The following is a 26,976-nucleotide window of genomic DNA, read 5'->3' as shown; positions in this document are numbered from 1 at the left end:
TATGAAAAAATAGATACAGGAAAAATCTGTATCTATTTTACTCATGTAGATAATAGAATATTAAAAAAAGTATGAACAAAAAATAAAAAATTAAAAAAACTATTGACATTTAGAGCATAAGGTATTATTATCGTCACATATAATAAATTAATTTGTGAATGTAATTTAAAAATATATAAAACCGTGATAGGGAAGAGTAGGTAGTAAAAGATTTTAAAGAGAGTGAGATAAGGTGAAAGCTCATAGATTATAAACTATTGAAAATCACCCTGGAGTTGTAGGCTGAAATAGAAGTAAGCTGTACCGGCAAAGCCGTTATTGTAGTTGAGAAAAAAATTGGGTGGTACCGCGAACCAAACTCTCGCCCCAGGGTGAGTGGTTTGGTTTTTTTATATTCTAGTTTTAAAATATATTGAGAAAATATATGCAATTTACAGAATTATCACAAAAATTCATTCTGGTCTAAGAAGAAAAAATATAAAATTAAAATAAAGTATGTTAAAAAATTAACAATTAGGGGGCTTTGTATATGAAATTAAAGGGTGCAGAAGTGTTATTAAAATGTATGTCAGAACAAGGGGTGGATACTGTTTTTGGCTATCCTGGAGGTACTGTCCTTCCCATATATGATGCTTTGTACAATTCAAAGGATATAAATCATATAATGACTGCTCATGAGCAAGGGGCTACTCATGCTGCAGATGGATATGCTAGATCTACTGGAAAAACTGGAGTAGTAATTGTAACTTCGGGTCCGGGTGCAACTAATACAGTGACTGGAATCGCAACAGCTTATAGAGATTCCGTTCCCATTGTGGTGTTTACGGGACAGGTGTCTTTAAAGTTACTTGGAAAAGATTCTTTTCAAGAGGTAGACATCAGGGATATTACCTCATCTATAACTAAGAAAAATTACATGGTTGAAGATGTAAAAAATTTAGCAGGTATTGTAAGAGAAGCCTTCAGGGTAGCTGTCAGTGGAAGACCGGGCCCTGTGGTCGTAGACATACCTAAGGATATACAGGAATCAGAAGTTGAGTATAAGCCAGAAGTAGATGATTTAGCTGTATCTAAAAATAAGATAGGCTTTAATCAGAGAGAATTTAAAGACAGGCTAGATGAAGCAGTTGATATGATAGATGATAGTGAAAGACCAGTTATATATTCAGGAGGCGGTGCAGTTATATCTGGAGCTCAAAGAGAACTTATGGAATTGGTTAAAAAAATAGATTCTCCGATTACCTGTTCTCTTATGGGAATTGGAGCTTTTCCAGGAAATAATAAAAGCTATATGGGAATGGTGGGCATGCATGGCAATCCCTGTTCAAATTATGCTGTGAATAATTGTGATTTGCTTATAGCCATAGGAGCGAGATTCAGCGATAGAGTTATAAGCAAAGTGGAGGATTTTGCTCCTAAAGCTAAAATAATTCATATAGATATAGATTCAAGGGAGTTTGACAAAAATATTAGTGAGGATATTTCCATAAAAGGAGATGTGAGAGAGGTACTCAAAAGGATAAATAAGAAGGTGAAAAATGCCAGTCATGAAAAGTGGATGTATAGAATAAAGCAGTGGAAAAGTGAAGAAAAGGATCCCTTTGAAAAAAATTGTAGATTAAGTCCTAAATATATAATGAACTGTCTTTATAAAATTACTAAAGGGGATTGTATAATAACTACTGAAGTAGGACAAAATCAAATCTGGACTGCTCAATATTTTAAATTTTTAAAGCCCCGTACATTCATATCTTCCGGGGGACTTGGAACTATGGGATATGGATTGGGAGCGTCTATAGGTGCATCTATAGGAAACCCCGGCAAAAGGGTAATAAACGTAGCAGGAGATGGAAGTTTTAAAATGAATTCAGTTGAACTTGCTACTGTGGCAAAATATAAACTGCCCATTGTACAATTACTTTTAAATAACCATGCTTTAGGTATGGTATATCAATGGCAGGATATGTTTTACAATAAGAGATTTTCAAGCACAGAGCTTGGACAGGACGTGAATTTCATGGAATTGGGAAAAGCTTATGGTATAGAAGCTTTTAAAATAGAGTCCAATGATCAGGTGGAAGAAGTTTTAGTAAAGGCTTTAAATTTAAATAAACCTGTTATAGTAGAATGTAATATAAACAGACAGGAGAGGGTTCATCCCATTGTTCCACCAGGTGCTGCTATAACGGAAATTATAGCGTAGAAAAAGAAATTGTCTCAAACTTTGCCATGAGACAATTTCCTTTTGTTTTAAGCTTTTTTTACTATTCTACCCTCAAATAATTCATAGGAATACAAAAGTATACATATGATGTAGGAATTTACTATAGTCATGAGCAGAGTTTGTACTATCCGTGGTATCCACATAATCATAAATCCTTTTGTCATAAGAGCTGGAGTGAATATCAGCAAAATACAAGTATTTGCAGTGGAAACAATAATTCCGGAAATTCCAAGGGAGATGGCCAGTTTAAAATAGTTGCTGTTTATGAAATCACGGGCTTTTCCAGTTCCCTTTTTAATGAACATATTTATAATAAACAGTACTATTCCTATAACGCCTATAAGCATGAAGCCGGCGACCATATACTGAGACTTTGTACCCAGTGATATTAATAATTTGCCCAAATAGGACTGGGCTGCAAGTTTTGTTACCATAAAATTGAATAAACCTATTAGAAATAAGAGTATAAAAAATGCATTGTAATAATTTATTATTTTATGCTCTTCAGTGTTCTTAATACGTTTCCATATAACAGCAGGTAAAAAGCCGGCAATTACATTGGTGATGGTAAGCAGGGGAATATATGCCCCCATGGGAGTTATTATGTATCCCAATATATCTACCAGTCCTCCTGCAATTCCGCCATAAAGCGGGCCGAACAGAAGTCCCGGCATTACATAGAATATGGCACTAAAACTTATTCTCATAGTGAGTATACCACCTGCAGCTATTAATATGGAAAAAGATCTTAAGACAAGTGCAATGGCAATAAATACGGCAGTAGTAACGAGAAATTTTGTATTCATTCTATTTTTCATATTTTTTACCTCCAGTGTTTATTTGATCTAACTTTACAAGGAGTTAATTGATTTTCAATAGAAACACCTCTTTTCTCTTTAATGTGGTCACATTAAAGAGAAAAGAGGTAAATACAAGATCCCTTTAATGTAACAGCGGAAGCAATATTATATCATAAGCTTTAAATCAATAATGTAATGCATTTAAGCTTTTTGTTTAGAGACAACCTCCCATTCTCTAACACTTTATGCATAATATTTACTCTGCTACCTATATTTTAATTATATAAAATGGCATGCATATTGTCTATATATTTTGCATGATATGAAGAAATTTCGACTTTGATATTTAATTTAGAAGTTCTTTTACATCTCTGTAAACAAGTATATTGGAAATTCCACCGTAATATCTTATTATGCCGTCTATTACTGTTATAGGTGGGGTAAATCCTTGTTCTATAACTTTTTTTACCTTAGCATCATCAGTTGAAAAATTGAGATTACTTAATTCTATAAATTTTATATCTATATTTTGTGCTACATCACTTATTTCTAGAAAATTTTTTAAATTGCCATATAGATCGTAAGTTCTTCTAAAGATCAATTTGTCTGATGAACTCTCATTTTTGCCGGATTTGCAATTTGAGCAGTTTGAACATTTAAAACAACTTGAGTCTTTGCAGCTGCAGTAGTTGATACCAGATAAAATGGAATCTTTATTTCCATATACTGCTATTTTTATTTTCATATGATAAAATCCTTTCCTATCCTAAATTAGATATTTTATAATAATTTGAATTTCGCTTATGTTGACAAAAACTCTATTTAAAAATAGAATTATTATATTGCAGTAACTTACTACATTTATGCATAAACTGTATAAAAATTTTATTATATGGGAGGGACAATCGATGAAGAGAGAAATATATATGGATTATGCAGCTACCACCTTTGTTAAGCCAGAGGTTTTGGCGGAGATGAATCCATATTTTACTGAGAATTTTGGCAACCCTTCTTCGGTTTATTATATATCAAGAAAAACTAAAATGGCAATAGCTAAAGCCAGAGAGGGTATATCAAAGATTATAAATGCAAATAAAGATGAAATATTTTTTACAAGTGGAGGTTCTGAAGCCGACAATTGGGCTATAAAGGGAGTAGCACTGGCTAATAAAAATAGGGGAAGACATATAATAACTACAAAAATAGAACATCATGCCGTATTGAATACATGTAGATATCTAGAAAATCATGGCTTTAAAGTAAGCTATCTCTCTGTGGATAAATTTGGAAAAATTGATTTACAGGAGCTTGAAAATTTAATTACGAAGGATACTATACTTGTGTCTGTTATGTTTGCAAATAATGAAATAGGCACTATAGAGCCAATAAGTGATATAGGTAAAATCTGCAGGAAAAAGGGAGTTCTATTTCACACTGATGCAGTTCAAGCTGTGGGAAATGTTCCCATCGATGTGCAGTCTATGAATATAGATTTGCTCTCGATGGCATCACATAAATTTTATGGCCCAAAGGGTATGGGAGCTCTTTATATAAAAAGGGGAACTAAGATAGACAGTCTAATTCATGGGGGTTCTCAAGAGAGAGGGAGAAGGGCCGGTACAGAAAATATTGCAGGTATAGTTGGTATGTCGAAAGCATTGGAGATTGCAGCTTCAAATATGGATGAAGAGAGAAAGAGACTAATATATTTACGAGATAAGCTAATAGATGGGCTTTTGAAAATACCGTATGCTAGTTTAAATGGAGATAGAACCTGCAGACTGCCAGGTAACGTGAATATAAGTTTTGAATTTGTAGATGGTGAAATCATGGTCATGTCTCTGGACCGTGAAGGTATATATGTTTCCACGGGGAGTGCATGTTCCGCAGGAGCAGTAGAACCTTCCCATGTACTCACTGCAATTGGGCTTTCTGAGAAAGAAGCCAAAAGCTCTCTAAGGCTTACTTTAGGGGCAAAAACTACAGAGGATGACGTGGACTATGTGATAAAGGTCCTAAGCCGCAGGGTTTCTGACTTTAGAAAAAGTAATAAAAGATGGAATGAAAGATCACATTAGATAATTTCTTCTAAGTGGAACAGGTGATAAATATGGTAAAAAAAGTAGTAGTGGGTATGAGCGGAGGTGTGGACAGTTCTGTGGCAGCATATCTTTTGAAAAAACAGGGATATGACGTTATAGGAGCTACCATGCAGGTATGGCAGGATGACGATTATTATCAAGGTATGGAGGGAGGGTGCTGTTCCCTGAGTGCGGTAGATGATGCCAGAGCTGTAGCATACCATTTGAAAATTCCTTACTATGTTATGAATTTTAGAGATGTATTTAAACGGAATGTAATAGATTATTTTATAGATGAATATGTGAAAGGCAGAACTCCCAATCCCTGCGTAGCTTGTAATAAGTATATAAAATTTGAGGAGCTTTTAAAAAGAGCGGTGGAGCTGGGTGCAGATTATGTGGCTACAGGTCACTATGCTACGGTGGAAAAAGTAAATGGAAGGTATGTCCTGAAAAAATCAAAAGACGTTAAAAAGGATCAAACCTATGCTCTTTACAATTTGAGTCAATTTCAACTGGCGCATACACTCATGCCCTGTGGTGTATATAATAAGGAAGAAATAAGAAAAATAGCAAAAGATATAGGCCTTGGGGTTCATAATAAAAAGGACAGCGAGGAGATATGTTTTATACCTGATAATGATCATGGTTCTTATATAAAAAGATGTGTACCCGGTAAGATTAAGGAAGGTAATTTTGTAGACAAAAATGGAAATGTACTTGGGAAACATAAAGGAGTAGTCTATTATACTATAGGACAGAGAAAGGGTCTTGGAATAGCTTTGGGAACGCCTATGTATGTTGTAGATATAAATCCGGCTGCAAATGAAGTTGTGCTTGGGAAACAGGAGGATATATTTAAAAAAAATTTAATTGCAGTGGATGTAAATTTTATGGCTTTTGAAAAATTGGAAAAACCCATGAAAGTTCAGGCCAAAATAAGATATTCTGCTGTACCTGCAGAAGCAACTATAAGTATGGAGGATGAAAAAAGGGTAAGGGTTGAGTTCTCAGAAAAACAGAGAGCCATTACAAGAGGTCAATCTGTAGTATTTTACAGTGGAGATATTTTAATTGGAGGCGGAATAATTGAAAGTGTGCAGTGATTCATGTTAAAATTATAGAATAAATACAATGGTAAAGGAGATTTTAATATGAATGATCTGCCGAAAGTGTTTGATGATTTTAGCGATTCTAGAAAAAAGGGATTTATAAGAATAAAAAACCTCAAAGATGAGGGCAAAAAAGTCGTAGGTACTTTTTGCACGTTTACCCCCTGGGAGATTATAAATGCTTCTGGTGCAGTATCTGTGTCCCTTTGTGCTAAAAGTGATGAAACCATAGAAGATGCTGAAAAATATCTTCCTAGAAATTTATGTCCTCTCATAAAATCCAGCTATGGATTTGCAATAACTGACAAGTGCCCTTATTTTTATTTTTCTGATCTTATAGTAGGAGAGACTACCTGTGATGGAAAAAAGAAAATGTATGAATATTTATCCAAAGTGAAGAATGTACATGTTATGCAGCTTCCCCAAACCAGTGCAGGTGAGGATTCCTTTAAGTTATGGAAGAATGAAATATTAAAGCTTAAAAGCCACTTGGAGAAGGAGTTTGGCGTCAGCATAACGGAACAAGAAATTCGGGAATCTATAAAAGTAAGAAATAAGGAAAGAAAAGCTTTAATGGCATTTTCCGCATTGGGAAAGATGGATCCACCGCCTATAACTGGACTTGAAATGCTTAGAGTTTTAAGTGGTGCTTCTTTTAAATGGGACAAGGATGCAGAGATAGAGGAAATATATAATTTGATAGATGATGTTGTAAAAGAACAGAAAAATGGGGCAGAAAAGGTTTCACAAGATGCTAAAAGAATACTTGTGACAGGATGTCCTTTAGGAGAGTCAACTGAAAAGATAATAAATGCCATAGAGGGAAATGGCGGGGTAGTGGTTTGCTATGAAAATTGTACAGGTATAAAGGAAACCAGTAGACTGGTAGATGAGGATAGAGAGCCGATAGATGCACTTACTGAAAAATATTTAAATATAGGCTGCTCCTGCATGACTCCCAATGACAATAGGACAAAGCTTATATCAGAGCTTATTGATGAATACAAGGTTGACGGTGTAGTAGATGTAATTCTCCAAGCATGTCATACTTACAGTGTGGAGTCCTATGGGATGAAAAAATTTGTTACGGAAAAAAAGAATATACCTTATATGAACATTGAAACGGATTACTCCCAGGCAGATATAGGCCAGATAAAAACCAGGATATCCGCATTTATAGAAATGTTGTAATAAAATAGGGCTTGAGTTTTTCAGTGTTTATAAAAATAATGGTAAAACTTGAGTCCTTTTAGTCAGCACCAAAATTACTGAAAATTTTTGCAATATGATATATCGTGTAAAACAATGCTTTATATATGGGAGGAAAGATGATGAAGATGCTTATAGTCTGTTCCGAAAAAAGCAGTAAATTACCTGAAAATGAATTTTATATAAAAACGGACAGCAGGTTTGCAAATTCAAAATTCATACCTAATATGATTGATTCTAAAGAGGTATGTACAGTATGCGGCAGGAGATGTATGTGGTGTAGGGGAAGGTACAAATTAAATTTTAAAGATAGTATAAGTGAAATAGTAAAGCTTCCTGACTTATATAGAAAATTTGAGGATTTTCCATTGAAATATCTTCCAAGTAAATTTAAGGAACATGATATAGCTGTGTTGTTGGGAATACATGAGGATATAATAGTTGAGATTCCAAAATTGCTGCATAATAGTGGCGGAAAAGCATTAATAGCAGCTTGTGAGAGTGGAAAGTGGGTATCTAAATGGACAAGGGAAAAGTTAGTGGATGAATGCAAAAAAAACCGTCTGCAGTATGCATTTCCCAAACCATTTTGTACATTGAATTATGGAAAATTTCCTCTTATAAATGAATTTATAGATACTTTTAAAATAGGAAAACCGAATTTCAGATTGTTTGTAGACAACAGAAATATAATAAGGAAAGCAGAAGTTATCATATCTGCGCCCTGTGGAAATGGTTACAATATAGCCAGGCATCTGGAGGGGAAAAAACTAGGAGAAGAAGCGAGAAGAGCCCTGGCCAAATATTGGCATAGTTATCCTTGCCTTGGAGATATGCATATAGATGGTGAACTTGGTGACACACCTCTTCATATAGCAGGATATACTCATTACAGTGCGTTGGAAAGGGCTGAAATAATAAGAATTTGAGAAATTTTTTACATAGTGTATTGCTTTTTATATGGGTATATTATAGAGTGAAATTAAAAGTGAACAGAGGATGGAGAGTGGGATTGTATATGAATATACTAGTGACGGGACCTAGGGGGAAAATGGGAAGACTTATTGTAAAAATGGCTGAGAATACTGATGGATTGAAAGTAGTCTCAGCTGTGGCTCCAAAGGGAAGAGATTATATAGGAAAGGATGTGGGATTGGTATCTGGGTTGGGCAAATCTATAGGGGCTGAAGTGACAGATGATTTGGAATCCGTTATAGAAAGATGTGATGCTGTAATTGACTATACTACACCGAAATTTTCCATGGAGGTTATGAGAAAAGCATTGGAGTATAAGAAAGGAGTTGTTTGCGGTACCACTGGATTTTCGGAAAATCAATACGATGAGATAAAGAAGCTTTCAAAGCATATACCACTTATAATTGCCGCTAATACTTCCATGGTGGTAAATCTCATGTATGAACTTTTGAAAATTTCAGCACAAGCTATAGGAAACATGTCGGATATAGAAATAATAGAAATGCATGACAGATATAAAAAAGACGCCCCCAGCGGAACTTCAAGGGAAATGGGAGAGATTATGGCTAAAGTTCTTGGAAAAAATCTAAAAGAGGTGGCCGTTTATGGAAGAGAGGGCGAAGAGCCAAGAAAAGAGGGAACCATAGGATTTCACTCGGTAAGGGCCGGGGACATATCAAGCAGCCACACTGTTATATTTGGTCTTATGGGAGAGAGACTTGAAATTACTCACCATGCATACAATTGGGAATGTTTTGCCAGAGGAGCATGCAGGGCAGCACTTTTTTTAGAAGCGAAAGAATCTGGAATTTATGGTATGGAAGACGTGCTCAGGATATAGGGGAGAAAAGGATTTGGCAGTTGCTAAATCCTTTTTTATGGATACATAATATATTTTCTCATGAAAATAATATACAGTAGCATATATTTTTAAATGAACCAATCGATGTATGGTAGATGTAAAGTGAGGAAATATTAAAATAATAGATTGTAGGAGAGAAAATCATGGGTAATTATAACATTCAACGTAGAGAAATAGAAGCTATATATGGAAAAGTAAGTCCCTTTGAACTTAAAAATAGGTTGATAAGCTTGGCCGAAGAATCTAAGGAGGCAGGAATACATTCCCTTTTAGATGCAGGAAGAGGAAATCCAAATTGGATTTCAGCTGCACCCAGAGAGGCCTTTTTTACCTTTGGGCATTTTGCTGTAGAAGAGAGTAGGAGGGTATGGAATGACAATGATCTGGCAGGTATGCCGAAAAGGGATGGAATTGCAGCTAGATTTTTAAATTTCATGAGAAAAAACAAAAGTGAACCGGGGATGGAAACACTTGAGAAGATGATAAATTACGGAATTACCATAAAGGGATTTGATGAGGACGAATGGATATATGAGCTGACAGATGGAATTATTGGGGACAATTATCCACAGCCAGGAAGGATACTCAGGCATGTAGAAAGCGTTGTCCACGATTATCTTATTCAAGAATTGTGTTATAATGAACCACTTGAAAGGAAATTCAATCTTTTTGCGGTAGAGGGGGCCACTGCAGGTATGTGCTATATTTTTGACAGCCTTATAGCCAATAACATGCTGTCTAAAGGGGATAAAATAGCAATTATGGTTCCCATTTTTACTCCATATCTGGAAATTCCGCACTTGCCAAGATATGATTTTGAAGTTGTGGAACTGATGGCCAATGAAGTTACAGGACAATATTCCTATGAAGAATTAAAAAAGATTTCAGATCCTGGTATAAAAGCATTATTTATAGTGAATCCAAGTAATCCGCCTTCTATAGCTATGAGGCCTGTTATAGTAAAAGGATTGAAGGAGATTGTAGAAAAGAGTAATCCTGATTTGATGATTATATCAGATGATGTGTATGGAACTTTTGTAGAGAATTTTCATTCTCTGATGGCAGATCTGCCATATAATACCATAGGAGTGTATTCATTTTCCAAGTACTTTGGAGTAACGGGATGGAGACTTGGAACTATTGCACTGTATGAAGACAATGTATTTGATAAATTATTGGGCCAGCAGGATGAGGACAAAAAAGAAAGGGCAAAGAGGAGGTATGCGGCACTTTCAACGGAATCTGAAAAAATTCCTTTTATAGACAGGATAGTGGCGGACAGCAGACAGGTAGCCCTTAATCATACAGCAGGATTGTCTACGCCGCAGCAGGTTCAAATGGCTTTTTTCGCGCTGTTTGCTTTGGTGGATAAAAGAAATAGATATAAGGATCTGGTCAATTCCATATGTCACAGGCGGAAAAAGTTGTTATTTAATGGGCTGGGGCTTGAATTAGATGAAAATTCCTTTGATGCTTCATATTATGCCCAGTTTGATCTCCTGGAATGGGCAGAACAAAACTATGGAGGAGAGTTTGCAGATTACTTGAAAGATAATTATAAACCTATAGATGTTCTCTTGAAGCTGGCAGAGGAATCTTCAATAGTACTTCTGGGGGGAAGCGGGTTTCATGGTCCTAAGTGGTCCATAAGGATATCTCTTGCAAATTTAGATGATGAATCCTATTCACAAATAGGAGAAGTTATTCACAGCATACTAGAAGAATATGTTGCAAATTGGGAGAATACAAGAGAATAAAGAGTCAAGTATCTCCTCACCAAAAATAAAGTTTTTTACATTAATTTTGTGTTTATTTTTTAACGACAGCTTTTTCCAACTCAACAGTTTGAATAATTTCTTCTCTATTTATGTGTTTCATTTCCAGGTAGATAACACCTGCAGTTATGAGAGCAGATGAAATATCAGCTATAGGCGGAGTCCTCCATACACCTTCAATGCCCCAAAAATGCGGCAATATCAGCAATAGAGGAATCAATAACAACAACTGCCTGGATAATCCTAAAATTGTGGATTGAATTGGCTTGTTAACTGCCTGAAAGTATTGGGAACAGACAATTTGAAAGCCGGCCACAGGAAACATTAAAAAAAAGATTGACATTGCATGGGCAGCGAGTCGGGTTAGCTCTATATTATTGTTATTAAACATATTGGCAATTTGAGTAGGCCATATATGCACTACTGCAGTGCTGACTACTGCTATGATTGTACCCACAATTACTGCCTTTTTCAAGGCTTCTTTTACTCTATCGAATTGCTGAGCGCCATAGTTAAAACCGATTATAGGCTGGGCGCCTTGGCTGATACCGAGAATAGGCATAAACATTAGGGTGGATATACTTCCAACAATGCCCATGGCTGAAAGTGCTATATCGCCACCATAGGTTGTTAATGCTCTATTCAAGATAAGATTTTGAAGACTATTGGCCAATTGCATTGAAAATGGGGCAAAGCCAATAGATACGATACTAATGACTATATTTTTCTGCAATTTGAGATTCTTAAGTCGTATTTTAAGTAAACTATGACCCCAAAGGAAATAACTTAACACCCAAATCGATGAAAATATCTGACCGCAGATAGTCGCCAATGCTGATCCTTTAATTCCAATGCCTAATCTTATTACAAAAATATAATTTAAGACTATATTGATTACAGTTCCAATCACCTGGGTATACATGGCCATTTTAGGATTACCCTCAGCTCTGATAAAATTGACCATTCCCATGCTTATAGAGCCCAAAGCCGAAGCTAGCATTATAATATGGGTAAAATCTTTGGCATAAGGTAAAGTTTTAGCACTGGCTCCAAAAAAACTTAAAATAGGATTAGTAAAAAGAAAATAAATAATGCTTATACATATTGGCAGCAATATTAACAACAACAGAGCATTTCCAGCGATTTTTTCAGCTTCTTCCGGCTTTTTTTCTCCCAGGCGGATGGAGATAAGCGATGTAGCTCCAACACCAATTAGAACAGATACCGCCATGAGAATAAGCATAATTGGAAAGGCTACGGTTATAGCTGCAATAGCAATTGAACCTACCCCACGGCCTACAAACATACGGTCGATAATGTTATATATAGAGTTTACTAGCATGGCGATAACAGCTGGCCAGGAAAATTTCCACAGCAGTCTACTAATTTTTGCATCTCTAAGTTCCATTGTACTATCCATTTTTCAATTCACCTTCTTAATTTTTTGCATGAATTCTACAGCATATTTAAGACTATCAACAAACTTCATTAGCTCACTGGGTTCTGTATTACCTAAGATTTTTCCCATACACTGAATGGAGTTTTTCATTATATCTTCTATTTCTAATTTTCCGTCATTTGTAAGGGATATCAAGGTTTTTCGGCGGTCGTTAGCGTCATCACAGCGAATAACCAGACCAGACTTCTCTAATTGATCGATTAAGGTGGTTAAGCTACCTTTCTCCATATTGAGCATCTTTGCAATTTGGGTTGCAGTGAGAACATGATTCTGATAGAGGAAGCCTATGATCATGATGTGATTTTTTTTAATTCCTTGATACTTACGACTTTCTTTTGGAAATTGGCGGAGAAATTTTTCGTGGAACAAACCCATGGTTTTAAACAACAGTTCATGTAACTCTTGTAGTTCTTCGTATGTCATACACATCGCCCTTCATATAGTTAGAATTCTAATCTTAAGAATACTAACTTATTGTATACCTCCATTTTTTAGTTGTCAAGTTAGCAACAAAATTAAAATTTTATATTGACAATCCTGAAAAAGTGGTATAGTATATAAAATAATTTAACTGCTAAAACTTATGAGAAGAAAGAGTAGGTAGAGGAATTTAGTTCAAGCGAGTTCGGGGCAGTGTGAGCCGAATGCTGTAGCCTGTATTGAATGGGTCTTCGAGGTGCCCTGCGAAATGATAGTAGCAGGAGACGGTAGTCTACCGTTAAAAGGACAGGGTATCGAGTAAAATCCGTACCTGAATGAGATAGTTTGTAGATAGGTGGTACAGCGAAATTTTGCATTTCGTCCTTTTGGATGGAATGCTTTTTTATTTCTCAAAATCTGTTTTACAAATTAATAATGGGTGGCACCGCGGTCATTTCGTCCCAGTTTGTGGATGAAATGGCTTTTTTGTATTTAATTTACTAATTGATATGGAGAAGGTGGTAAAATGTTAAATTTATCTGAAGAGGAGTTTTACAGATATAAAAACTTGAAGAAAAATTTTTCCCTGTTCATAAAGAGCAGCGGGGATGAGACAACTCCTATAAGTATTTATTACAACTTAGACGGAAAAAATAAATTTCTGCTGGAGAGCATATATTCTGAAAATGAAATAGGAAGATACTCTTTCATAGGTATGGATCCCTATATGAAAATGAAAAGCTGTGGAAGTAACATATGCGTGGAGAAAAAAGGATTATTTAAAAATATAAAAGGGAAAATACTTGATTACATTAAAAAATATTTAAATGTTCCCTATGAAGCTCCGGGACTTTCCATTCCATTTACAGGGGGGGCAGTAGGGTATGTAGGCTACGACGTTGTAAGGCAGTATGAGAAATTACCTGATGAAAATAAAGATGATATTGAAACACCGGAATCCTACATGATGTTTTATAAAAAATTTATCTGTTATGATCACTTCAAGCATGAGATCTATTTAATTTACAATTTTATGGAAGGTGACAGTATAACTTACCAGGAAGTAGAGCTTCAGCTGGAGCAGCTAAAGGATATGGTGGGCAGAGGAAATTCATTTCACAGACTGGAGGAAAAAGGCACTGAAAAGCAGGTTACTTCCAATGTCACTGAGAAGAAATACTGCAAAATGGTGGAAAAAGCCAGAGAGTATATAAAATCCGGTGACATATTCCAGGTGGTTTTATCCCAGAGGCTGAAATCAAAGAGCACTTCCCATCCCTTTGATGTGTACAGAAGACTCAGATCGGAGAATCCATCCCCTTATCTATTCTATATTGATTTTGGGGAATTTGAAATAGCCGGGTCGTCACCTGAAAGTCTTGTATCTGTGAAAAACGGCACAGTGATCACCAACCCCATAGCAGGCACCAGGCCCAGAGGCAAAAGTGCAGAGGAGGATATAAAGCTTAAGCAGGAACTTTTAAATGATGGAAAAGAGAGAGCAGAGCATGTGATGCTGGTGGATCTGGGAAGAAATGATATAGGAAAGATAAGTGAATTCGGAAGTGTAAATCTGGATAAATTTATGGATGTGGGCCTTTATTCCCACGTAATGCACATAGTTTCAAAGGTATCAGGCAGACTGGAGAAGAATCTAGGAGATGTAGACGCCCTGATATCCTGCCTTCCAGTGGGAACTGTATCCGGAGCTCCAAAGATAAGGGCCATGGAAATAATTGACGAACTGGAAAACAGCAAAAGGGGAATTTATTCAGGGGCTGTAGGATATTTTTCCTTTAATGGAAATATGGATACCTGTATTGCAATAAGGACCATACTTTTTAAGGACGGATATGCTTATGTTCAATCCGGGGCAGGTATCGTCTATGATTCCGTTGCCGAAAATGAATATAGGGAAACGTTAAACAAGGCCAGAGCCATGATAGAGGTGATATGATGATACTTTTGATAGATAATTATGATTCTTTTACCTACAATCTCTACCAGTATGTTGGAGAGATCTATGAAGATATAAAAGTTGTGAGAAACGACAGGATATCTTTGAAAGAAATAGATGTGCTTAATCCGGAGGGGATAATACTGTCCCCGGGACCTGGAATACCTGAAAATGCAGGTATATGCATAGATGTTGTCAGGAAATTTGGACCTCAGGTACCGATTCTGGGCATATGCCTTGGACATCAGGCTATAGGCTGTGCCTATGGAGGCAGTGTGGTGAGAGCAGGGCATATAATGCACGGGAAGACATCAAAAGTAGCTTTAAAGCAGAGCAAAATATTTGAACATTTGAAAAATTCCATAGATGTGATGAGGTATCATTCTCTGGTGTTAGAGAGAAAAAGTCTTCCCGGGGAACTTGACATAATTGGTGAAAGCCTTGATGACAGGGAAATAATGGCTGTAAGACATAAAAAATATAGAGTCTATGGACTTCAATTTCACCCTGAGTCCATTCTTACGGAAAGTGGAAAGACAATTATTAAAAATTTTGTGGAGGGGATTTGTAATGCTGCAGGAAATAATTAGAGATGTTATAAGTGGAAATGATCTGGGAGAAAAAGAAGCCTATGATTCCATGAATGAGATAATGCAGGGAAAGGCAACTGACTCTCAAATAGGAGGATTTTTGATAGCTCTCAGGATAAAGGGGGAAACCGTTCAGGAGATAACGGGCTTTGCCAGAGCAATGAGAGATAATGCCCTGCCTTTAAAGCTTGACTCTGAGTATGTCATCGATACCTGTGGAACCGGCGGAGATGGCGGAAGAACTTTTAATATATCAACTGCTGCTGCAATAGTTGCTGCTGCAGCAGGAGTGAAGGTGGCAAAGCACGGCAACAGAGCGGTGTCCAGTAAAAGCGGGAGTGCAGATGTACTTGAAAAGCTGGGATTTGATATAAATTTAAATCCGGAGGATGCCCGGAAAAGCATAGATGAAAATGGTATGGCATTTCTTTTTGCCCAGAGATATCACAGTGCCATGAAAAATGTGGCAGGTCCCAGAAGAGAATTGGGAACAAGGACCGTGTTCAACATGCTGGGACCTCTTACGAATCCTGCATTTGTAAAAGGTCAGGTACTTGGAGTATACGATAAAAACTTGACCCATGTGGCAGCTGAAGTGCTTGTGAATCTGGGCTGTGAAAGAGCTCTGGTGGTTTGCGGAGAGGACGGCCTGGACGAGATAAGTACTACATCGAAGACCTATGCAAGTGAGCTTAAAAATGGTGAGATAAGAGATTATACCTTAAATCCTGAAGACTTTGACATCAGGATATCCAGTATGGATGACATAGCAGGCGGCACAGCCGTTGAAAATGCACAGTTCATACTTGAAATTCTCAAGGGCAGCAAAGGCCCCAAAAGGGATATTGTGCTTTTGAACAGTGGAGCGGCCCTTTATGTGGGAAAAGTTTCCGGGAGCATAGCAGAGGGAATAGATATGGCAAGAGAAGTTGTAGATTCAAAAAGGGCCTATGAAAAGCTGCAGGAGCTTGTGAATTGCAGCAGGGCTGTCGGTTAGAGATACCTATATTATGAGGAGATGATAAATAAGGTGATACTTGAAGATATAGTTGCAGAAAAAATACCTCAGATTGAAGTGGAAAAACAGATTGTGCCTGCGACAAAACTTGCCAAAAGCTCAGGAAATTCAAGTAGAAGAAATTTTAAAAGATCACTGGACAAAAGTGGGATATCCATTATTGCTGAAATAAAAAAGGCCTCTCCATCTAGGGGGGTAATACTGGAAGATTTTGATGTGGTGAAGATAGCGAGGATATATGAAGATTTGGATGTAGATGCGGTTTCCGTACTTACGGAAAAGAATTTTTTCCAGGGAAATGACAGGTATATAGATGAGGTTAAAAAAGTAAATTCAAAACCTGTGCTGAGAAAGGATTTTATAGTTGATCCATACCAGATATATCAGTCAAAGGCCCTTGGAGCAGATGCCCTGCTGCTTATAACTGCAATTTTAAAAGATAAGCTGGAAGAGTATTACAAGCTGGCAGAAAAAATCGGACTTCAATGTCTGGTGGAGGTGCATGACGAGAGAGAACTTGAAACTGCACTGCAGGCAGAATGTAATATCATAGGTATAAACAACAGAAATCTGAAGGACTTTTCGGAGAATTTAAAAAATACGGAGAGGCTTATAAAAAGAATGCCCACAGGCATTACCATTGTATCGGAAAGTGGAATAAAAAATGAGAAAGATATAAAATATCTGAAAAGTGTTGGAGCAGATGCAGTGCTTATAGGTGAGACTTTTATGAGAAATATAGATAATGTATCCAGGATTCGTGAGCTTGTAAAAAATGCAAGGATGTGAACAGGATGGAAAGGGGTGCAGCCTGTGACTCTGGTAAAAATATGCGGGATAAGGAGGAGCGCTGATATAGAAATTTTAAATGAACTGCTGCCGGATTATGCAGGATTTATATTCTGTGACAGTAAAAGAAAGGTAACTTTAAGTGAGGCAGAAGATCTTGTAAAAAAATTGGACAACAACATCAAAAGAGTGGGAGTTTTTAAAGACAATGATGTGAATGAAGTAGTTGATACAGCCAGGGCTTTGAAGCTGGATGCAGTTCAGCTTCATGGAGCTGAAGGTGGAAAATATTTGAGCAGTTTGACCCCTTTTAATATCTGGAAAACAGTTCATGTAAATGTGAACTATGTGTCCAAAAATGATATTTGGCAGAAAATACACAGTACATGCAAGTTGGATATTGAAGCCGTGCTGCTGGACAGCAGTGTAAGAGGCAAAAACGGCGGTACCGGCGTGAGTTTTAACTGGAATGTACTGGAAGGTATTCATATAGACAAAAAATTGGTACTGGCGGGAGGACTGAATTCAGAAAATATTGTTCAGGCCATAAAAGTTGTGAGGCCGGAGGTGGTAGATGTGTCCGGTGGTGTGGAGGAAAATGGTATGAAAAGTTTTAAGAAAATAAAAGATTTTATAGGGAAAGTGAGGAGTATATAATGGAAGGAAGATTTGGAAAATTCGGCGGTCAATACGTTCCTGAAACCATAATGAATGCAATTACAGAATTGGAAAGGGAATTTAGTGAGGCCATAGAGGATGAAAAATTCATGGAGGAATACAGATATTACCTTAAAGAATATGTGGGAAGGGAAAATCCTCTGTATTTTGCCGAGAATATGACAAAAAAACTGGGAGGAGCCAGGATATACCTTAAAAGAGAGGATTTAAACCATACGGGGGCACATAAGATAAACAATGCCCTGGGACAGGTACTCCTTGCCAGAAGAATGGGTAAAAAGAAAGTTATAGCTGAGACAGGTGCAGGACAGCACGGGGTGGCAACTGCAACCGCGGCGGCTCTGTTCGGAATGAAATGTGAGATATTCATGGGTGAAAAGGATATAAGAAGGCAGGCTCTTAATGTATTCAAGATGAAAATACTTGGGGCAGATGTGACCTCTGTGACTGCGGGAACTGGAACACTGAAGGATGCGGTAAATGAGGCCATGAGAAACTGGGTTTCTAATATAGAGGATACTTTTTATGTAATAGGATCCGTAATGGGACCTCATCCATATCCCACCATGGTGAGGGATTTCCAGAGAGTCATAGGAGATGAGGCCAGAAGACAGATCCTGGAGAAAGAAGGAAGACTGCCTGATTACATTATAGCCTGTGTAGGCGGTGGAAGTAACTCCATGGGTATTTTTTATCCTTTTGTAGAAGATGAATCAGTAAAACTCATAGGAGTGGAAGCAGCAGGAAAAGGACTTGATACGGATCAGCATGCAGCAACTATAGAAAAGGGCTCTGTAGGCGTAATCCACGGAATGATGACCTATGTACTCCAGGATGAAGATGGGCAGATACTTCCGGCCTATTCCATATCTGCAGGTCTTGATTACCCTGGAGTGGGGCCGGAACACGCCTATTACAATGATGTAAAGAGGGCAGTTTATGAATCCGCCACGGACAGTGAGGCAGTAGAAGCATTTACCTATCTTTCAAGGGTGGAGGGAATAATTCCTGCCCTTGAAAGTGCACATGCAGTGGCTTATGCCATGAAACTGGCTCCAGAACTCGACAAGGACAAGATAATCATCATAAATTTATCAGGAAGAGGAGACAAGGACATGAATACCATGGCAGCTATAATGGGGGTGGAATTATAATGAACAGGATAGATTTGAAATTCAGTCAGTTAAAGGAAAAAGGTGAAAAGGCACTTATACCTTTTATAACGGCAGGTGATCCGGATTTGGAAACTACCGTAGAAATCGTACTTGCTATGGAGAGTTCAGGAGCGGATATAATAGAACTGGGCATACCTTATTCGGATCCTCTGGCAGATGGAGTTACAATACAGGCATCTTCAAACAGGGCACTTAAAAATGGAGTGAAGATATTCAAAATAATGGACACAGTGAAAAACATAAGGAAAAGAACACAGGTGCCCCTCGTATATCTGGTTTATTACAGTTCCATATTCAAGTATGGGATGGAGAAGTTCATAAAAGAATGCAGCAGCTGCGGCATAGATGGCCTCATAATACCGGATCTTCCAATAGAGGAGAGAAAAGATATTATAGCAATGGGAGAAAAATATGGAGTATACCTTATTCCTCTTGTGGCACCAACATCCAAGGAGAGAATAGAAAAAATAGTGAGGGGTGCCAGAGGGTTTGTATACTGCGTTTCCGTAAATGGAGTCACAGGTGCGAGAAACTCCATAAACACTGACATAAAAGAATACATGAAAATTGTTTCAAGCTATACTGATATACCTAGGGCACTTGGGTTCGGAATATCCTCGGCAGCCATGGCCGAAAAATTCAAACCCTACTGCCAGGGTATAATTGTAGGAAGTGCACTGATTGACAGGATAGCAGAAGGAAAAAGCAAAGGAGATATACTGGATAGTGTGAAAGAATTTATTGGAGAATTGAAAAACGGCTTGAGACAGTGATTTAATTCTGCGTTTTTAAAAATATACATTGTAAAAGCATGTATGTCAAGAACGCCTCCTTGTGCAGGCGTTCTTTTGAGGGCTCTGAATGTTGACCAATCTCATCCATCTTTACGTATAAAGAGAATACAAGGAAGTAAAGATATTTTTGAGATGACAATTAAAATGAGTATTAGAGTAACATGGCAGTATACAGATAATAGAATATTACTCAGAAATAAATGAAGTTATAGAATTTTATTTTATAGAATAATATGCAGAATAAATATCCCTGGCTACAGAAGCTGCTCCCACTCCTCCCTGGCCACCGTCAAACAGCACTACACATACGGCTATTTGGGGTTTGTCAAGAGGAGCAAAACCGATGTATTCGGCATAGTCGGTTCTTCCCACCTGCTCCTGATTGCCAAGACTCTGGGCGGTACCTGTTTTACCTGCAGTAGCTATGGGGAATCCGCTGAATACCTGGGCAGCCGTACCGCTTTGATTAACGGCACTCATTCCCTGTTTAACTGATGATATTGTCTCGGCTTTAACACCTGCTTTCTCTATTATTTCAGGTTTCACCTTTTCGATGACTTTGCCGTCTACATTCAGATATTGATTCACCAGGTGAAGTTTATATCTGGTGCCGCCGTTGGCAATAGTGGCAGCATAGTTTGCTATCTGAAGAGGGGTAAACTGGTTCAGTCCCTGACCTATGGCGGAATTTTCTATATTTGCCGGCACCTTCAGCTGGGCATTGGCATCTGATATGGTTATACTGTACAATACATCAAGCATGCTATCCATCTGGCTGCCGCTTATGTCCTTTTTGTTGTTCGGATCTGCTTTTACAAGCTCTAAAAACAACTCTCTGTACTTTGACCTGTTGAAAGCACTTTTACCTTCCTTTATGGAATTCTTCACTAGATCCTTGATAAAGTATCTTTCACGATCATGAATCTTCTCTGCTGCTCCAGGGAATAGGCACTGCTTATATTGTACTGTTTCACAAGTTTTTTAAAAGTATCTTCCGGAGATATCTTCAGAAGTTCTTTGTTGACTAAAACTTTTAGCTCATCATCAGAAATATTTTTATTCTTGCTTTTGATGCTTTTCTCGATATCCTCATTTAATCCCCTGTCCCTTTTAAATTTAATTTCAAGATTTTTCCTGGTTTCCTCATCGTCACTTCTGAATTCAAATCTAAAGGGATTTATCTTGAGCTCAAAATCGTCCTGCTGATTTTCGCCGCTTTCGTCCAATATCTTAAATACCTCGCTCATTGTAGTGAAAAAAACCTTATCACTATCATCTGTCTGATTGTACACCAGCATATATCCCTGGGTACTGGTAGCCAGAACACTGCCTTTCACATCCAGAATCTTTCCCCTGGGGGCTGCATCGGGAATTTGTCTTATGGATTTATTGTTGGAACGCTCTTTATATTCCTGACCTTCTACCACCTGCAGAAAAAAAAGTCTTCCTGCGATAGTAGAAAAAATAATCAGCATAATTGTTATAAGCATAGTGTATCTCGTAATATTGAATTCCTTTTTTTTAATCAAATATATCATCCCCCAAATTATTATTAAATTACTGGAAAAAATAAATTATAAAGCCTTAAGAAATTAGGCAAGCCTGCTGGACTTGATAATATTATCAAACGGATTAGAAATCAAGATTATATCAGGATTTACTATGTGTCCGAAGAAAATTTATAAATAAACATAATCTTAGAAAATATTATATCTGAGGTAGCTAATGCAACAGATAATAAATATAGTCGAAAAACAATTTTAAGTGATATACTTAAAGCTTTTAAGGGAGCCTGGATTAATATTATAGGGGAAATCTATAGTATCAGTAAGTTGACACAGCAATTTTAGTGAGAGCTCTAGTAAATGTAATTGAATTAATGTTGAGGTAAAGGTACAAGTATTTCATCTGAGGGGGAAACTTTACCACTTACAGCTCTAACATCAGCTTCATATTGTGCTTTTACATCTGCAGGAGCATTTTCATAAGTATATACACTAAATTGTACTGGTTTAGTACTATAAGATTTGACTTTTATACTATCTTCAACAGGCTGATCTAAAATTTTCAAAACTTTTTCTTCATTTAAAACAGAGTTATTTTTATGCTTAACTTTAGTTGGTTTCCCATCTTCATCAACTGATATTATAGTAATACCCTGTATAGTTTCTCCTGCATGAAATTTTTTGGTGCTTATTTCATTAGTATTGGCTTTATCAGCATTGATTTCATTTATATTACTTTGTGCCAAAGTATTTAAACTTACTGATGAACATACAGTTATAATAGCAGCCAAAGCGCCTATAATTATACCTTTTTTTCTTATTTTTAAATTCAACATATTTTCTAGTCTCCTTTTTAACATATTCTTATTATTGAAACTTGTAATTAAATTCTGTTTTGCTATATTATTTTTATTAAGTCTTAAAGAATTAACAAGGGTTGATGCATATAATTTTCTTTCTTTCACATTTGATTTTTTAAGTACAGCTTTATCGCAAGATAATTCACAGTCATTGTTTATTGCCTTAAACATTATGTAAATTAAAGGATTAAACCAATGTACTGCTAAAGTTATTAATATTACAACCTTATATATTATGTCATGCCTTTTATAATGCATAAGCTCATGCTTTAAAATATATTTTAAAGCATGAGCATCATATGAGACGTTGGGGATTACTATGCGGGCATTGAATATTCCTATACCTAACGGTGTTGAAATTGCTGTACAATACTTTAATGAAATTTTTTTCTTAATATGCATTTCTTTTAATAACTTTAAATATATATTTTTAGTATTATTGTCAGATACATCGTAAATAAAATGTTTGATTTTGTTATTGAAAGCAAAATAAGAAATAATATGATAAACTAGAAATATTATTGAAACGGTCAACCATAAATAAAATAGTATTATAAAATAATTTACTACATTATCATTTAGACAAATTATATTATTCATCATAGTTTTGACATTATTAGGCGAATATCCAAAGAATTTATATATTTCTTGTGATACGTAAATTGGAATTTTAAAAGGTAAAATCATTTTGATTATTACAGCTAACCATATATAATAACAAAATCCACATGTATATCTTTTAGACAGAGTTTTTTCGAAAATTATAATAACAACAATTTCTATGCTCCCGAATAAAGATATCTGTAATAGATTTTTCATGAACATTTCCATCATAACTGTCACCTGCTTTTAATCCACTTATCCAGTTCATCCAGATCATCATCGGTAATATCATTATCTTCGTGCAGGGTAGTAATGAAACTTTTTAAAGAACTTCTGTGAACTTTTTTAAAAAATTCCCTGGTTTCAAATCTGCGGTATTCATCTTCTAGTACAACCGGTGTATAATAAGTGATCTTCTTTCCCTTTGCTACAGTTATAAACTTTTTCTTTGCCAAACGTGAAAGAAGCGTTAATATGGTTGTATTTTTCCAACCTTTTTTTTCTTCCATAATTTTAACTATTTCTTTTGAAGATACAGGAATCTTGCTAGACCAGATGACTTTCATAACTTCTAATTCCGATTCCGGAATTTTTTTAATTGACAACATAAGTCACCTCCTTTATATATATTCTACATATGTAGAATATATATGTCAATTGTTTTTTATTATAAAAGACCTTCCAGTCAGGTAATTGCTGGAGGCCTTTCCTTATTTTCTGCCTAAAAATATTTTACTTACTCAATCTAATTAAATTATATTCCAAGTTATCTAAAAATTTGGTATAATACAAGTAGGTGAAATATAAATGAGCAAAAACGAAGAAGTGAAACTGGATGGAATTTTAAAGGCACTGTTTTCAACATCACAGCAGGTACTTATAAATTTTATAAACAGGATGTTTGGTACAGATTATTGCTATGGTGATGTGGCTGTTACATACGGGAAGACGGAATTTCCACTGGAAGATTTCAATTATGATTTTATAAAGGCTGATTTGATCCTGAACTTTTTGGAGGAAGAGAAAAAAACAGTATATCATATAGAGTTCCAGACAAAAAATGATACTTCAATGGCGATAAGGATGTTTCAATATGGGTTTCACATAGGTAAAAACAACAGTATATTGGAAAATAATATTAAAGTAGTATATTTTCCCAAACAGCTGGTTATCTTTATAGAGGAAAATTCAAAAATAAAGGATGAATTGAGACTTAAGATTATATTTCCAGGTGGAGAGAAGGTCGATTATAGTGTCCCTGTTATGAAATATTGGGAATATACTGATATAAATCTGATTGAAGAAAAGCTATATATATTGCTGCCGCTCCAGGTATTTAAATTCAGAAAAATATTTGAGCACCTGAAACGTAAGAAAGATACCGGCAGGTCCGAATTTGACGATGTACTTAAGGAAGCCAAGAACTTGTCGTATAAACTTGCCAAAGAAATATCCAGGCTTAACAGCAGGAAAGAAATTATGGATAATGATTTTAATAGTATGCTTATAGCTATTCAGAATTTAATGGCATATCTGAATCGAAACTATTGTAATAATAAAAATGTAGAAGAAGAGGTGAGTAAGATGCTAAAGTCTTTTTACGATCCAGCAGTAGAGAAGAAAGGAATTGAAAAAGGGCGCAGAGAAACTCTGATAAGTAATTTACAGACGCTTCTTAATATTAAATTTTCAGATACGTCTTATATGTCCAGAATAAAGAAAATAGAAGATGAAGATACTTTGAATTCCGTATTTGAAGATGCAGTGAAAAGCAATTCCATTGAAGAACTCAAGGAAAAATTGAAACAGAGAAAATTAAACTAGAAAATAAGATCTGTCTGTAATGGCAGATCTTATTTTCTTAAATAATTATCCAAAGTTTTATTGGTTACTGGGCAATCAGATCCATCACATCCCGCCGCATGCTCTGTGGAACTTCTTCTGTCGGCTTACCCATTGAACTTTATAATAAAGTGGTGGGGTTCGGATAGATAGAATTTTTTAAATTTTATAAAAAAGTATTGACTTATATGAACATATGTAGTAAAATTACATACAAATTAAAAACAAAGATAGGGATATGTAAATATGAATTATATTTTGAAGAGAGTGAGGAATGGTGGAAACTCATAAATATTTCATATTGAAAATCACCCTTGAGTTGTAGGCTGAAACAAGAGTAAGCTGTGCCGGTGCAAGCCGTTATGTAATTGAGTAAAAAATTGGGTGGTACCGCGAAACAGACTTCTCGCCCCAGGCAGAAGGACTGTTTTTTTTATAGTTTAAAATGGATGTAAAATTTTATATTTTAACAGCGAGGAAAGGGACATGTAAATGCGAAAAATATTTTAAAGAGAGTGAGGAATGGTGAAAACTCATAAATGCTTCGCATTGAAGATCACCCTTAAGCTGCAGGCTGAAACAAGAGTAAGCTGTGCCGGTGCAAGCCGTTATGTAATTGAGTAAAAAATTGGGTGGTACCGCGAACAGACTTCTCGCCCCAGGCAGAAGGACTGTTTTTTTTTATTACCCTTGAGTTTTATATAAGATAGATATATTTTCATCTGGCCAGTGAAAATTTATATATTACCTATCAAAATATGTTAAAGGAGGATTTAAAATGTTTGATTCTAAAAAGTTTACTAAAGCTGATTTGCAAAAAAATGCTCAGGATAATTCTGTAATATACGAAAATACAAATTTCTACTATGAATATTTGAGAGATATGAAATCAGATGGTTTAAATGATAGCTGTGACTATTCTACAGTTTTTATGACATTCTAAATTACTTGATAATGACTTTAAATAATGGAGCTATAGCTCCATTATTTTTTGCTTGAAAATAGCGTATTTATAAATGTGATAGTATGTATATGAAAAATAAGGTTTATTTATCTTTATTGTTTATACTTAAGTTTATAATTAAAATATAATGTGAATTATAATAAAGGGTGTGGGGTGAAATTAATGGAAAATTTACTTTATAAAGATGAAATGACACCAAAAGAAAGAGAAACAGCCATAAGTTCTGGAAAGATGGCAGATCGTATTCAATGCTGCCCTTTTGTAGGTGAAGTGGGGGCAAAGTTTATCGGGGTTAAGATATCTGAATTATGCCATGATTATAAATTACTGGCCAAAAATGAAATAAATCTCTATAGAACTTTTGGATTTGACTCTGCAGGAGGAGGTCCCAATCTGTTTGGCATTGCGGAGGCCATGGGTACGGTACTGGCCTATCCTGATGATGACATGCCTTATGTAGATATACCCGTAGTGAAAGAGTATGACGATATAGATAAACTTAAACCGGCAGATCCACATAAGGATGGGAGACTTCCGCTGTTTTTAGAGGCTGCAAAAATAATAAATCAGGAAATAGGTAGAGAAGTTGATATCTCAAGCGACTTCGGAGGACCTTTTACTACGGCGGCATCTTTGAGGGGGGTTGATGTTTTTTTAAGAGACACGCTGAGAAATCCCGAATGGGTACATAAGCTCTTGAATATAGCTACAGAGAGCATTTTCAACTATATAGATGCAGTTTGTGATATAGGTGTAAAACCATGTATTTCTGAACCAGTAGCTTCTCTCACGGTGATCAGTCCCAGACAATTCAGGACTTTTGTCAAACCTTATCTGAAAAGATGTGTTGATAGAATAGTAGAAAAGTTTGGAAGTGCACCGACAATTCACATATGCGGAAATACAAAGGGAGTATGGCAAGATATAGCGGATACCGGAATACAGATGTTTAGTGTGGACAATGTGGTGGATCTGGAGGAAGTTAAGAGGTCCATTGGTGACCGAGTGGGATTAATGGGGAATGTGGAACCCATAGAGATAGTATGCAACGGAACTAAAGATGAAATTTTTCAGGAGGCTAGAAAATGTATTAGAAAAGCTTACGACAATCCCAAGGGATTTGTATTAAGTACTGGATGCAAGGTGCCTATGGCAACTTCCAGAGAAAATATTGAATTTCTCATGGATGCTGCCAGGACTTATGGGAAATATCCTATAGAAGATAATATTTAATATATTCAGCCTTTTTTAAACTTATTTTACTTTCAGTGTATATAATATTTT

General features: G+C 36.1%; 25 protein-coding genes, 1 riboswitch and 4 other annotated features. Of the genes, 17 read left to right on the top strand and 8 right to left on the bottom strand.

Features of this window, described 5'->3' with window-relative positions; genetic code table 11:
• Nucleotides 1-174 precede the first annotated feature (174 nt).
• Nucleotides 175-372 (top strand) — a binding site (T-box leader).
• A gap of 157 nt (nucleotides 373-529) precedes the next feature.
• On the top strand, nucleotides 530-2,203 hold the full coding sequence (gene ilvB, locus ACFHWD_RS06580) for a biosynthetic-type acetolactate synthase large subunit (RefSeq protein ID WP_229981541.1): 1,674 nt from the start codon (nucleotides 530-532) through the stop codon (nucleotides 2,201-2,203).
• Nucleotides 2,204-2,250: 47 nt separating this feature from the next.
• Here the strand turns inward: ilvB and ACFHWD_RS06575 are convergent, their stop codons facing one another.
• Together ACFHWD_RS06575 and ACFHWD_RS06570 are read right to left on the bottom strand one after the other, a co-directional pair.
• Complete coding sequence (locus ACFHWD_RS06575; protein WP_150356130.1) at nucleotides 2,251-3,042, bottom strand: folate family ECF transporter S component; 792 nt, start codon at nucleotides 3,040-3,042, stop codon at nucleotides 2,251-2,253.
• 131 nt (nucleotides 3,043-3,173) lie between these two features.
• A riboswitch (THF riboswitch) is annotated at nucleotides 3,174-3,290 on the bottom strand.
• An 80-nt stretch (nucleotides 3,291-3,370) separates the two neighbouring features.
• Nucleotides 3,371-3,769, bottom strand: coding sequence for a hypothetical protein (locus tag ACFHWD_RS06570; protein ID WP_150356129.1), 399 nt, complete (start codon nucleotides 3,767-3,769; stop codon nucleotides 3,371-3,373).
• Between the two features lie 163 nt (nucleotides 3,770-3,932).
• Here ACFHWD_RS06570 and nifS point away from each other — a divergent pair, with 163 nt between their 5' ends.
• The 6 genes from nifS to aspD all read left to right on the top strand — a co-directional run bounded on the left by nifS (nucleotide 3,933) and on the right by aspD (nucleotide 11,020).
• Complete coding sequence (gene nifS, locus ACFHWD_RS06565; protein WP_229981542.1) at nucleotides 3,933-5,102, top strand: cysteine desulfurase NifS; 1,170 nt, start codon at nucleotides 3,933-3,935, stop codon at nucleotides 5,100-5,102.
• Nucleotides 5,103-5,134: 32 nt separating this feature from the next.
• Complete coding sequence (gene mnmA / locus ACFHWD_RS06560; protein WP_150356127.1) at nucleotides 5,135-6,211, top strand: tRNA 2-thiouridine(34) synthase MnmA; 1,077 nt, start codon at nucleotides 5,135-5,137, stop codon at nucleotides 6,209-6,211.
• Between the two features lie 48 nt (nucleotides 6,212-6,259).
• Complete coding sequence (locus ACFHWD_RS06555; RefSeq protein ID WP_150356126.1) at nucleotides 6,260-7,408, top strand: double-cubane-cluster-containing anaerobic reductase; 1,149 nt, start codon at nucleotides 6,260-6,262, stop codon at nucleotides 7,406-7,408.
• Nucleotides 7,409-7,548: 140 nt separating this feature from the next.
• Complete coding sequence (locus tag ACFHWD_RS06550; RefSeq protein ID WP_150356125.1) at nucleotides 7,549-8,355, top strand: DUF166 domain-containing protein; 807 nt, start codon at nucleotides 7,549-7,551, stop codon at nucleotides 8,353-8,355.
• An 89-nt stretch (nucleotides 8,356-8,444) separates the two neighbouring features.
• The gene (gene dapB, locus ACFHWD_RS06545) at nucleotides 8,445-9,242 is read left to right on the top strand and encodes a 4-hydroxy-tetrahydrodipicolinate reductase (RefSeq protein ID WP_229981543.1); all 798 of its coding nucleotides are present in this window, start codon (nucleotides 8,445-8,447) and stop codon (nucleotides 9,240-9,242) included.
• A 164-nt stretch (nucleotides 9,243-9,406) separates the two neighbouring features.
• Nucleotides 9,407-11,020, top strand: a complete 1,614-nt coding sequence (aspD, locus tag ACFHWD_RS06540) for an aspartate 4-decarboxylase (protein WP_378061098.1) — start codon at nucleotides 9,407-9,409, stop codon at nucleotides 11,018-11,020.
• A 52-nt stretch (nucleotides 11,021-11,072) separates the two neighbouring features.
• Here aspD and ACFHWD_RS06535 read toward each other — a convergent pair whose 3' ends face one another.
• Together ACFHWD_RS06535 and ACFHWD_RS06530 are read right to left on the bottom strand one after the other, a co-directional pair.
• The gene (locus ACFHWD_RS06535) at nucleotides 11,073-12,458 is read right to left on the bottom strand and encodes an MATE family efflux transporter (protein WP_150356122.1); all 1,386 of its coding nucleotides are present in this window, start codon (nucleotides 12,456-12,458) and stop codon (nucleotides 11,073-11,075) included.
• A 3-nt stretch (nucleotides 12,459-12,461) separates the two neighbouring features.
• Nucleotides 12,462-12,920: a MarR family winged helix-turn-helix transcriptional regulator gene (locus ACFHWD_RS06530; protein ID WP_150356121.1), complete on the bottom strand. Its 459-nt coding sequence runs from the start codon at nucleotides 12,918-12,920 to the stop codon at nucleotides 12,462-12,464.
• Between the two features lie 151 nt (nucleotides 12,921-13,071).
• Nucleotides 13,072-13,384: a binding site (T-box leader), on the top strand.
• Nucleotides 13,385-13,443: 59 nt separating this feature from the next.
• Here ACFHWD_RS06530 and trpE point away from each other — a divergent pair.
• Genes trpE through trpA form a run of 7 tightly spaced genes read left to right on the top strand, consistent with a single transcriptional unit; the run spans nucleotide 13,444 to nucleotide 19,897 of the window.
• Nucleotides 13,444-14,874 (top strand): anthranilate synthase component I, encoded by a 1,431-nt coding sequence (trpE, locus tag ACFHWD_RS06525; RefSeq protein ID WP_378061095.1) that lies wholly within the window; start codon nucleotides 13,444-13,446, stop codon nucleotides 14,872-14,874.
• Nucleotides 14,874-15,464, top strand: a complete 591-nt coding sequence (locus ACFHWD_RS06520; RefSeq protein ID WP_150356119.1) for an aminodeoxychorismate/anthranilate synthase component II — start codon at nucleotides 14,874-14,876, stop codon at nucleotides 15,462-15,464. The genes trpE and ACFHWD_RS06520 overlap by 1 nt, the downstream gene beginning before the upstream one ends.
• The gene (gene trpD / locus ACFHWD_RS06515) at nucleotides 15,445-16,461 is read left to right on the top strand and encodes an anthranilate phosphoribosyltransferase (RefSeq protein WP_150356118.1); all 1,017 of its coding nucleotides are present in this window, start codon (nucleotides 15,445-15,447) and stop codon (nucleotides 16,459-16,461) included. The genes ACFHWD_RS06520 and trpD overlap by 20 nt, the downstream gene beginning before the upstream one ends.
• Nucleotides 16,462-16,494: 33 nt before the next feature.
• Nucleotides 16,495-17,271, top strand: a complete 777-nt coding sequence (gene trpC / locus ACFHWD_RS06510) for an indole-3-glycerol phosphate synthase TrpC (protein ID WP_150356117.1) — start codon at nucleotides 16,495-16,497, stop codon at nucleotides 17,269-17,271.
• Between the two features lie 24 nt (nucleotides 17,272-17,295).
• A complete protein-coding gene (locus tag ACFHWD_RS06505; RefSeq protein ID WP_229981545.1) occupies nucleotides 17,296-17,928 on the top strand; it encodes a phosphoribosylanthranilate isomerase in 633 nt (210 codons plus the stop codon).
• Complete coding sequence (trpB, locus tag ACFHWD_RS06500; protein WP_150356115.1) at nucleotides 17,928-19,103, top strand: tryptophan synthase subunit beta; 1,176 nt, start codon at nucleotides 17,928-17,930, stop codon at nucleotides 19,101-19,103. Before ACFHWD_RS06505 ends, trpB begins: the two co-directional genes overlap by 1 nt.
• Nucleotides 19,103-19,897: a tryptophan synthase subunit alpha gene (gene trpA / locus ACFHWD_RS06495; protein ID WP_150356114.1), complete on the top strand. Its 795-nt coding sequence runs from the start codon at nucleotides 19,103-19,105 to the stop codon at nucleotides 19,895-19,897. Before trpB ends, trpA begins: the two co-directional genes overlap by 1 nt.
• 237 nt (nucleotides 19,898-20,134) lie before the next feature.
• On the opposite strand, the gene ACFHWD_RS06490 is transcribed toward trpA, so the two are convergent.
• The 4 genes from ACFHWD_RS06490 to ACFHWD_RS06475 all read right to left on the bottom strand — a co-directional run bounded on the left by ACFHWD_RS06490 (nucleotide 20,135) and on the right by ACFHWD_RS06475 (nucleotide 23,491).
• Nucleotides 20,135-20,806 (bottom strand): penicillin-binding transpeptidase domain-containing protein, encoded by a 672-nt coding sequence (locus ACFHWD_RS06490; RefSeq protein ID WP_378061091.1) that lies wholly within the window; start codon nucleotides 20,804-20,806, stop codon nucleotides 20,135-20,137.
• Nucleotides 20,806-21,447, bottom strand: coding sequence for a hypothetical protein (locus ACFHWD_RS06485; RefSeq protein WP_378061089.1), 642 nt, complete (start codon nucleotides 21,445-21,447; stop codon nucleotides 20,806-20,808). Before ACFHWD_RS06485 ends, ACFHWD_RS06490 begins: the two co-directional genes overlap by 1 nt.
• A 347-nt stretch (nucleotides 21,448-21,794) precedes the next feature.
• On the bottom strand, nucleotides 21,795-23,102 hold the full coding sequence (locus tag ACFHWD_RS06480; protein WP_378061087.1) for a M56 family metallopeptidase: 1,308 nt from the start codon (nucleotides 23,100-23,102) through the stop codon (nucleotides 21,795-21,797).
• Between the two features lie 20 nt (nucleotides 23,103-23,122).
• On the bottom strand, nucleotides 23,123-23,491 hold the full coding sequence (locus tag ACFHWD_RS06475; RefSeq protein ID WP_150356133.1) for a BlaI/MecI/CopY family transcriptional regulator: 369 nt from the start codon (nucleotides 23,489-23,491) through the stop codon (nucleotides 23,123-23,125).
• Between the two features lie 202 nt (nucleotides 23,492-23,693).
• Between ACFHWD_RS06475 and ACFHWD_RS06470 the strand changes: the two genes are divergently transcribed.
• From ACFHWD_RS06470 to ACFHWD_RS06460, 3 genes are all read left to right on the top strand, one after another.
• Entirely contained in the window at nucleotides 23,694-24,710 is a 1,017-nt protein-coding gene (locus ACFHWD_RS06470) for a hypothetical protein (protein ID WP_150356112.1), read from the top strand.
• A gap of 236 nt (nucleotides 24,711-24,946) precedes the next feature.
• Nucleotides 24,947-25,145, top strand: a binding site (T-box leader).
• A gap of 49 nt (nucleotides 25,146-25,194) precedes the next feature.
• Nucleotides 25,195-25,392, top strand: a binding site (T-box leader).
• A gap of 114 nt (nucleotides 25,393-25,506) precedes the next feature.
• Nucleotides 25,507-25,671, top strand: coding sequence for a hypothetical protein (locus ACFHWD_RS06465; RefSeq protein ID WP_179977541.1), 165 nt, complete (start codon nucleotides 25,507-25,509; stop codon nucleotides 25,669-25,671).
• 183 nt (nucleotides 25,672-25,854) lie between these two features.
• Nucleotides 25,855-26,925, top strand: coding sequence for a uroporphyrinogen decarboxylase family protein (locus ACFHWD_RS06460; protein ID WP_150356111.1), 1,071 nt, complete (start codon nucleotides 25,855-25,857; stop codon nucleotides 26,923-26,925).
• Nucleotides 26,926-26,976 lie beyond the last annotated feature (51 nt).

The organism is Clostridium sp. MT-14, from assembly GCF_042436595.1.
Classification (GTDB): Bacteria; Bacillota; Clostridia; order Clostridiales; family Clostridiaceae; genus Clostridium_B; species Clostridium_B aromativorans.
This window is presented reverse-complemented; position numbering and strand designations above follow the sequence as displayed.

Excerpts from the sequence above, each read along its gene's own strand:
- ACFHWD_RS06465 (WP_179977541.1), top strand. The coding sequence starts at position 25,507 with ATGTTTGATTCTAAAAAGTTTACTAAAGCTGATTTGCAAAAAAATGCT.
- ACFHWD_RS06480 (WP_378061087.1), bottom strand. The coding sequence starts at position 23,102 with ATGAAAAATCTATTACAGATATCTTTATTCGGGAGCATAGAAATTGTT.
- ACFHWD_RS06555 (WP_150356126.1), top strand. The coding sequence starts at position 6,260 with ATGAATGATCTGCCGAAAGTGTTTGATGATTTTAGCGATTCTAGAAAA.
- ACFHWD_RS06520 (WP_150356119.1), top strand. The coding sequence starts at position 14,874 with ATGATACTTTTGATAGATAATTATGATTCTTTTACCTACAATCTCTAC.
- trpD (WP_150356118.1), top strand. The coding sequence starts at position 15,445 with ATGCTGCAGGAAATAATTAGAGATGTTATAAGTGGAAATGATCTGGGA.
- ACFHWD_RS06470 (WP_150356112.1), top strand. The coding sequence starts at position 23,694 with ATGAGCAAAAACGAAGAAGTGAAACTGGATGGAATTTTAAAGGCACTG.
- ACFHWD_RS06570 (WP_150356129.1), bottom strand. The coding sequence starts at position 3,769 with ATGAAAATAAAAATAGCAGTATATGGAAATAAAGATTCCATTTTATCT.
- trpA (WP_150356114.1), top strand. The coding sequence starts at position 19,103 with ATGAACAGGATAGATTTGAAATTCAGTCAGTTAAAGGAAAAAGGTGAA.
- ilvB (WP_229981541.1), top strand. The coding sequence starts at position 530 with ATGAAATTAAAGGGTGCAGAAGTGTTATTAAAATGTATGTCAGAACAA.
- mnmA (WP_150356127.1), top strand. The coding sequence starts at position 5,135 with ATGGTAAAAAAAGTAGTAGTGGGTATGAGCGGAGGTGTGGACAGTTCT.
- dapB (WP_229981543.1), top strand. The coding sequence starts at position 8,445 with ATGAATATACTAGTGACGGGACCTAGGGGGAAAATGGGAAGACTTATT.
- nifS (WP_229981542.1), top strand. The coding sequence starts at position 3,933 with ATGAAGAGAGAAATATATATGGATTATGCAGCTACCACCTTTGTTAAG.
- aspD (WP_378061098.1), top strand. The coding sequence starts at position 9,407 with ATGGGTAATTATAACATTCAACGTAGAGAAATAGAAGCTATATATGGA.
- trpB (WP_150356115.1), top strand. The coding sequence starts at position 17,928 with ATGGAAGGAAGATTTGGAAAATTCGGCGGTCAATACGTTCCTGAAACC.
- ACFHWD_RS06575 (WP_150356130.1), bottom strand. The coding sequence starts at position 3,042 with ATGAAAAATAGAATGAATACAAAATTTCTCGTTACTACTGCCGTATTT.
- trpE (WP_378061095.1), top strand. The coding sequence starts at position 13,444 with ATGTTAAATTTATCTGAAGAGGAGTTTTACAGATATAAAAACTTGAAG.
- ACFHWD_RS06535 (WP_150356122.1), bottom strand. The coding sequence starts at position 12,458 with ATGGATAGTACAATGGAACTTAGAGATGCAAAAATTAGTAGACTGCTG.
- ACFHWD_RS06530 (WP_150356121.1), bottom strand. The coding sequence starts at position 12,920 with ATGACATACGAAGAACTACAAGAGTTACATGAACTGTTGTTTAAAACC.
- ACFHWD_RS06460 (WP_150356111.1), top strand. The coding sequence starts at position 25,855 with ATGGAAAATTTACTTTATAAAGATGAAATGACACCAAAAGAAAGAGAA.
- ACFHWD_RS06550 (WP_150356125.1), top strand. The coding sequence starts at position 7,549 with ATGAAGATGCTTATAGTCTGTTCCGAAAAAAGCAGTAAATTACCTGAA.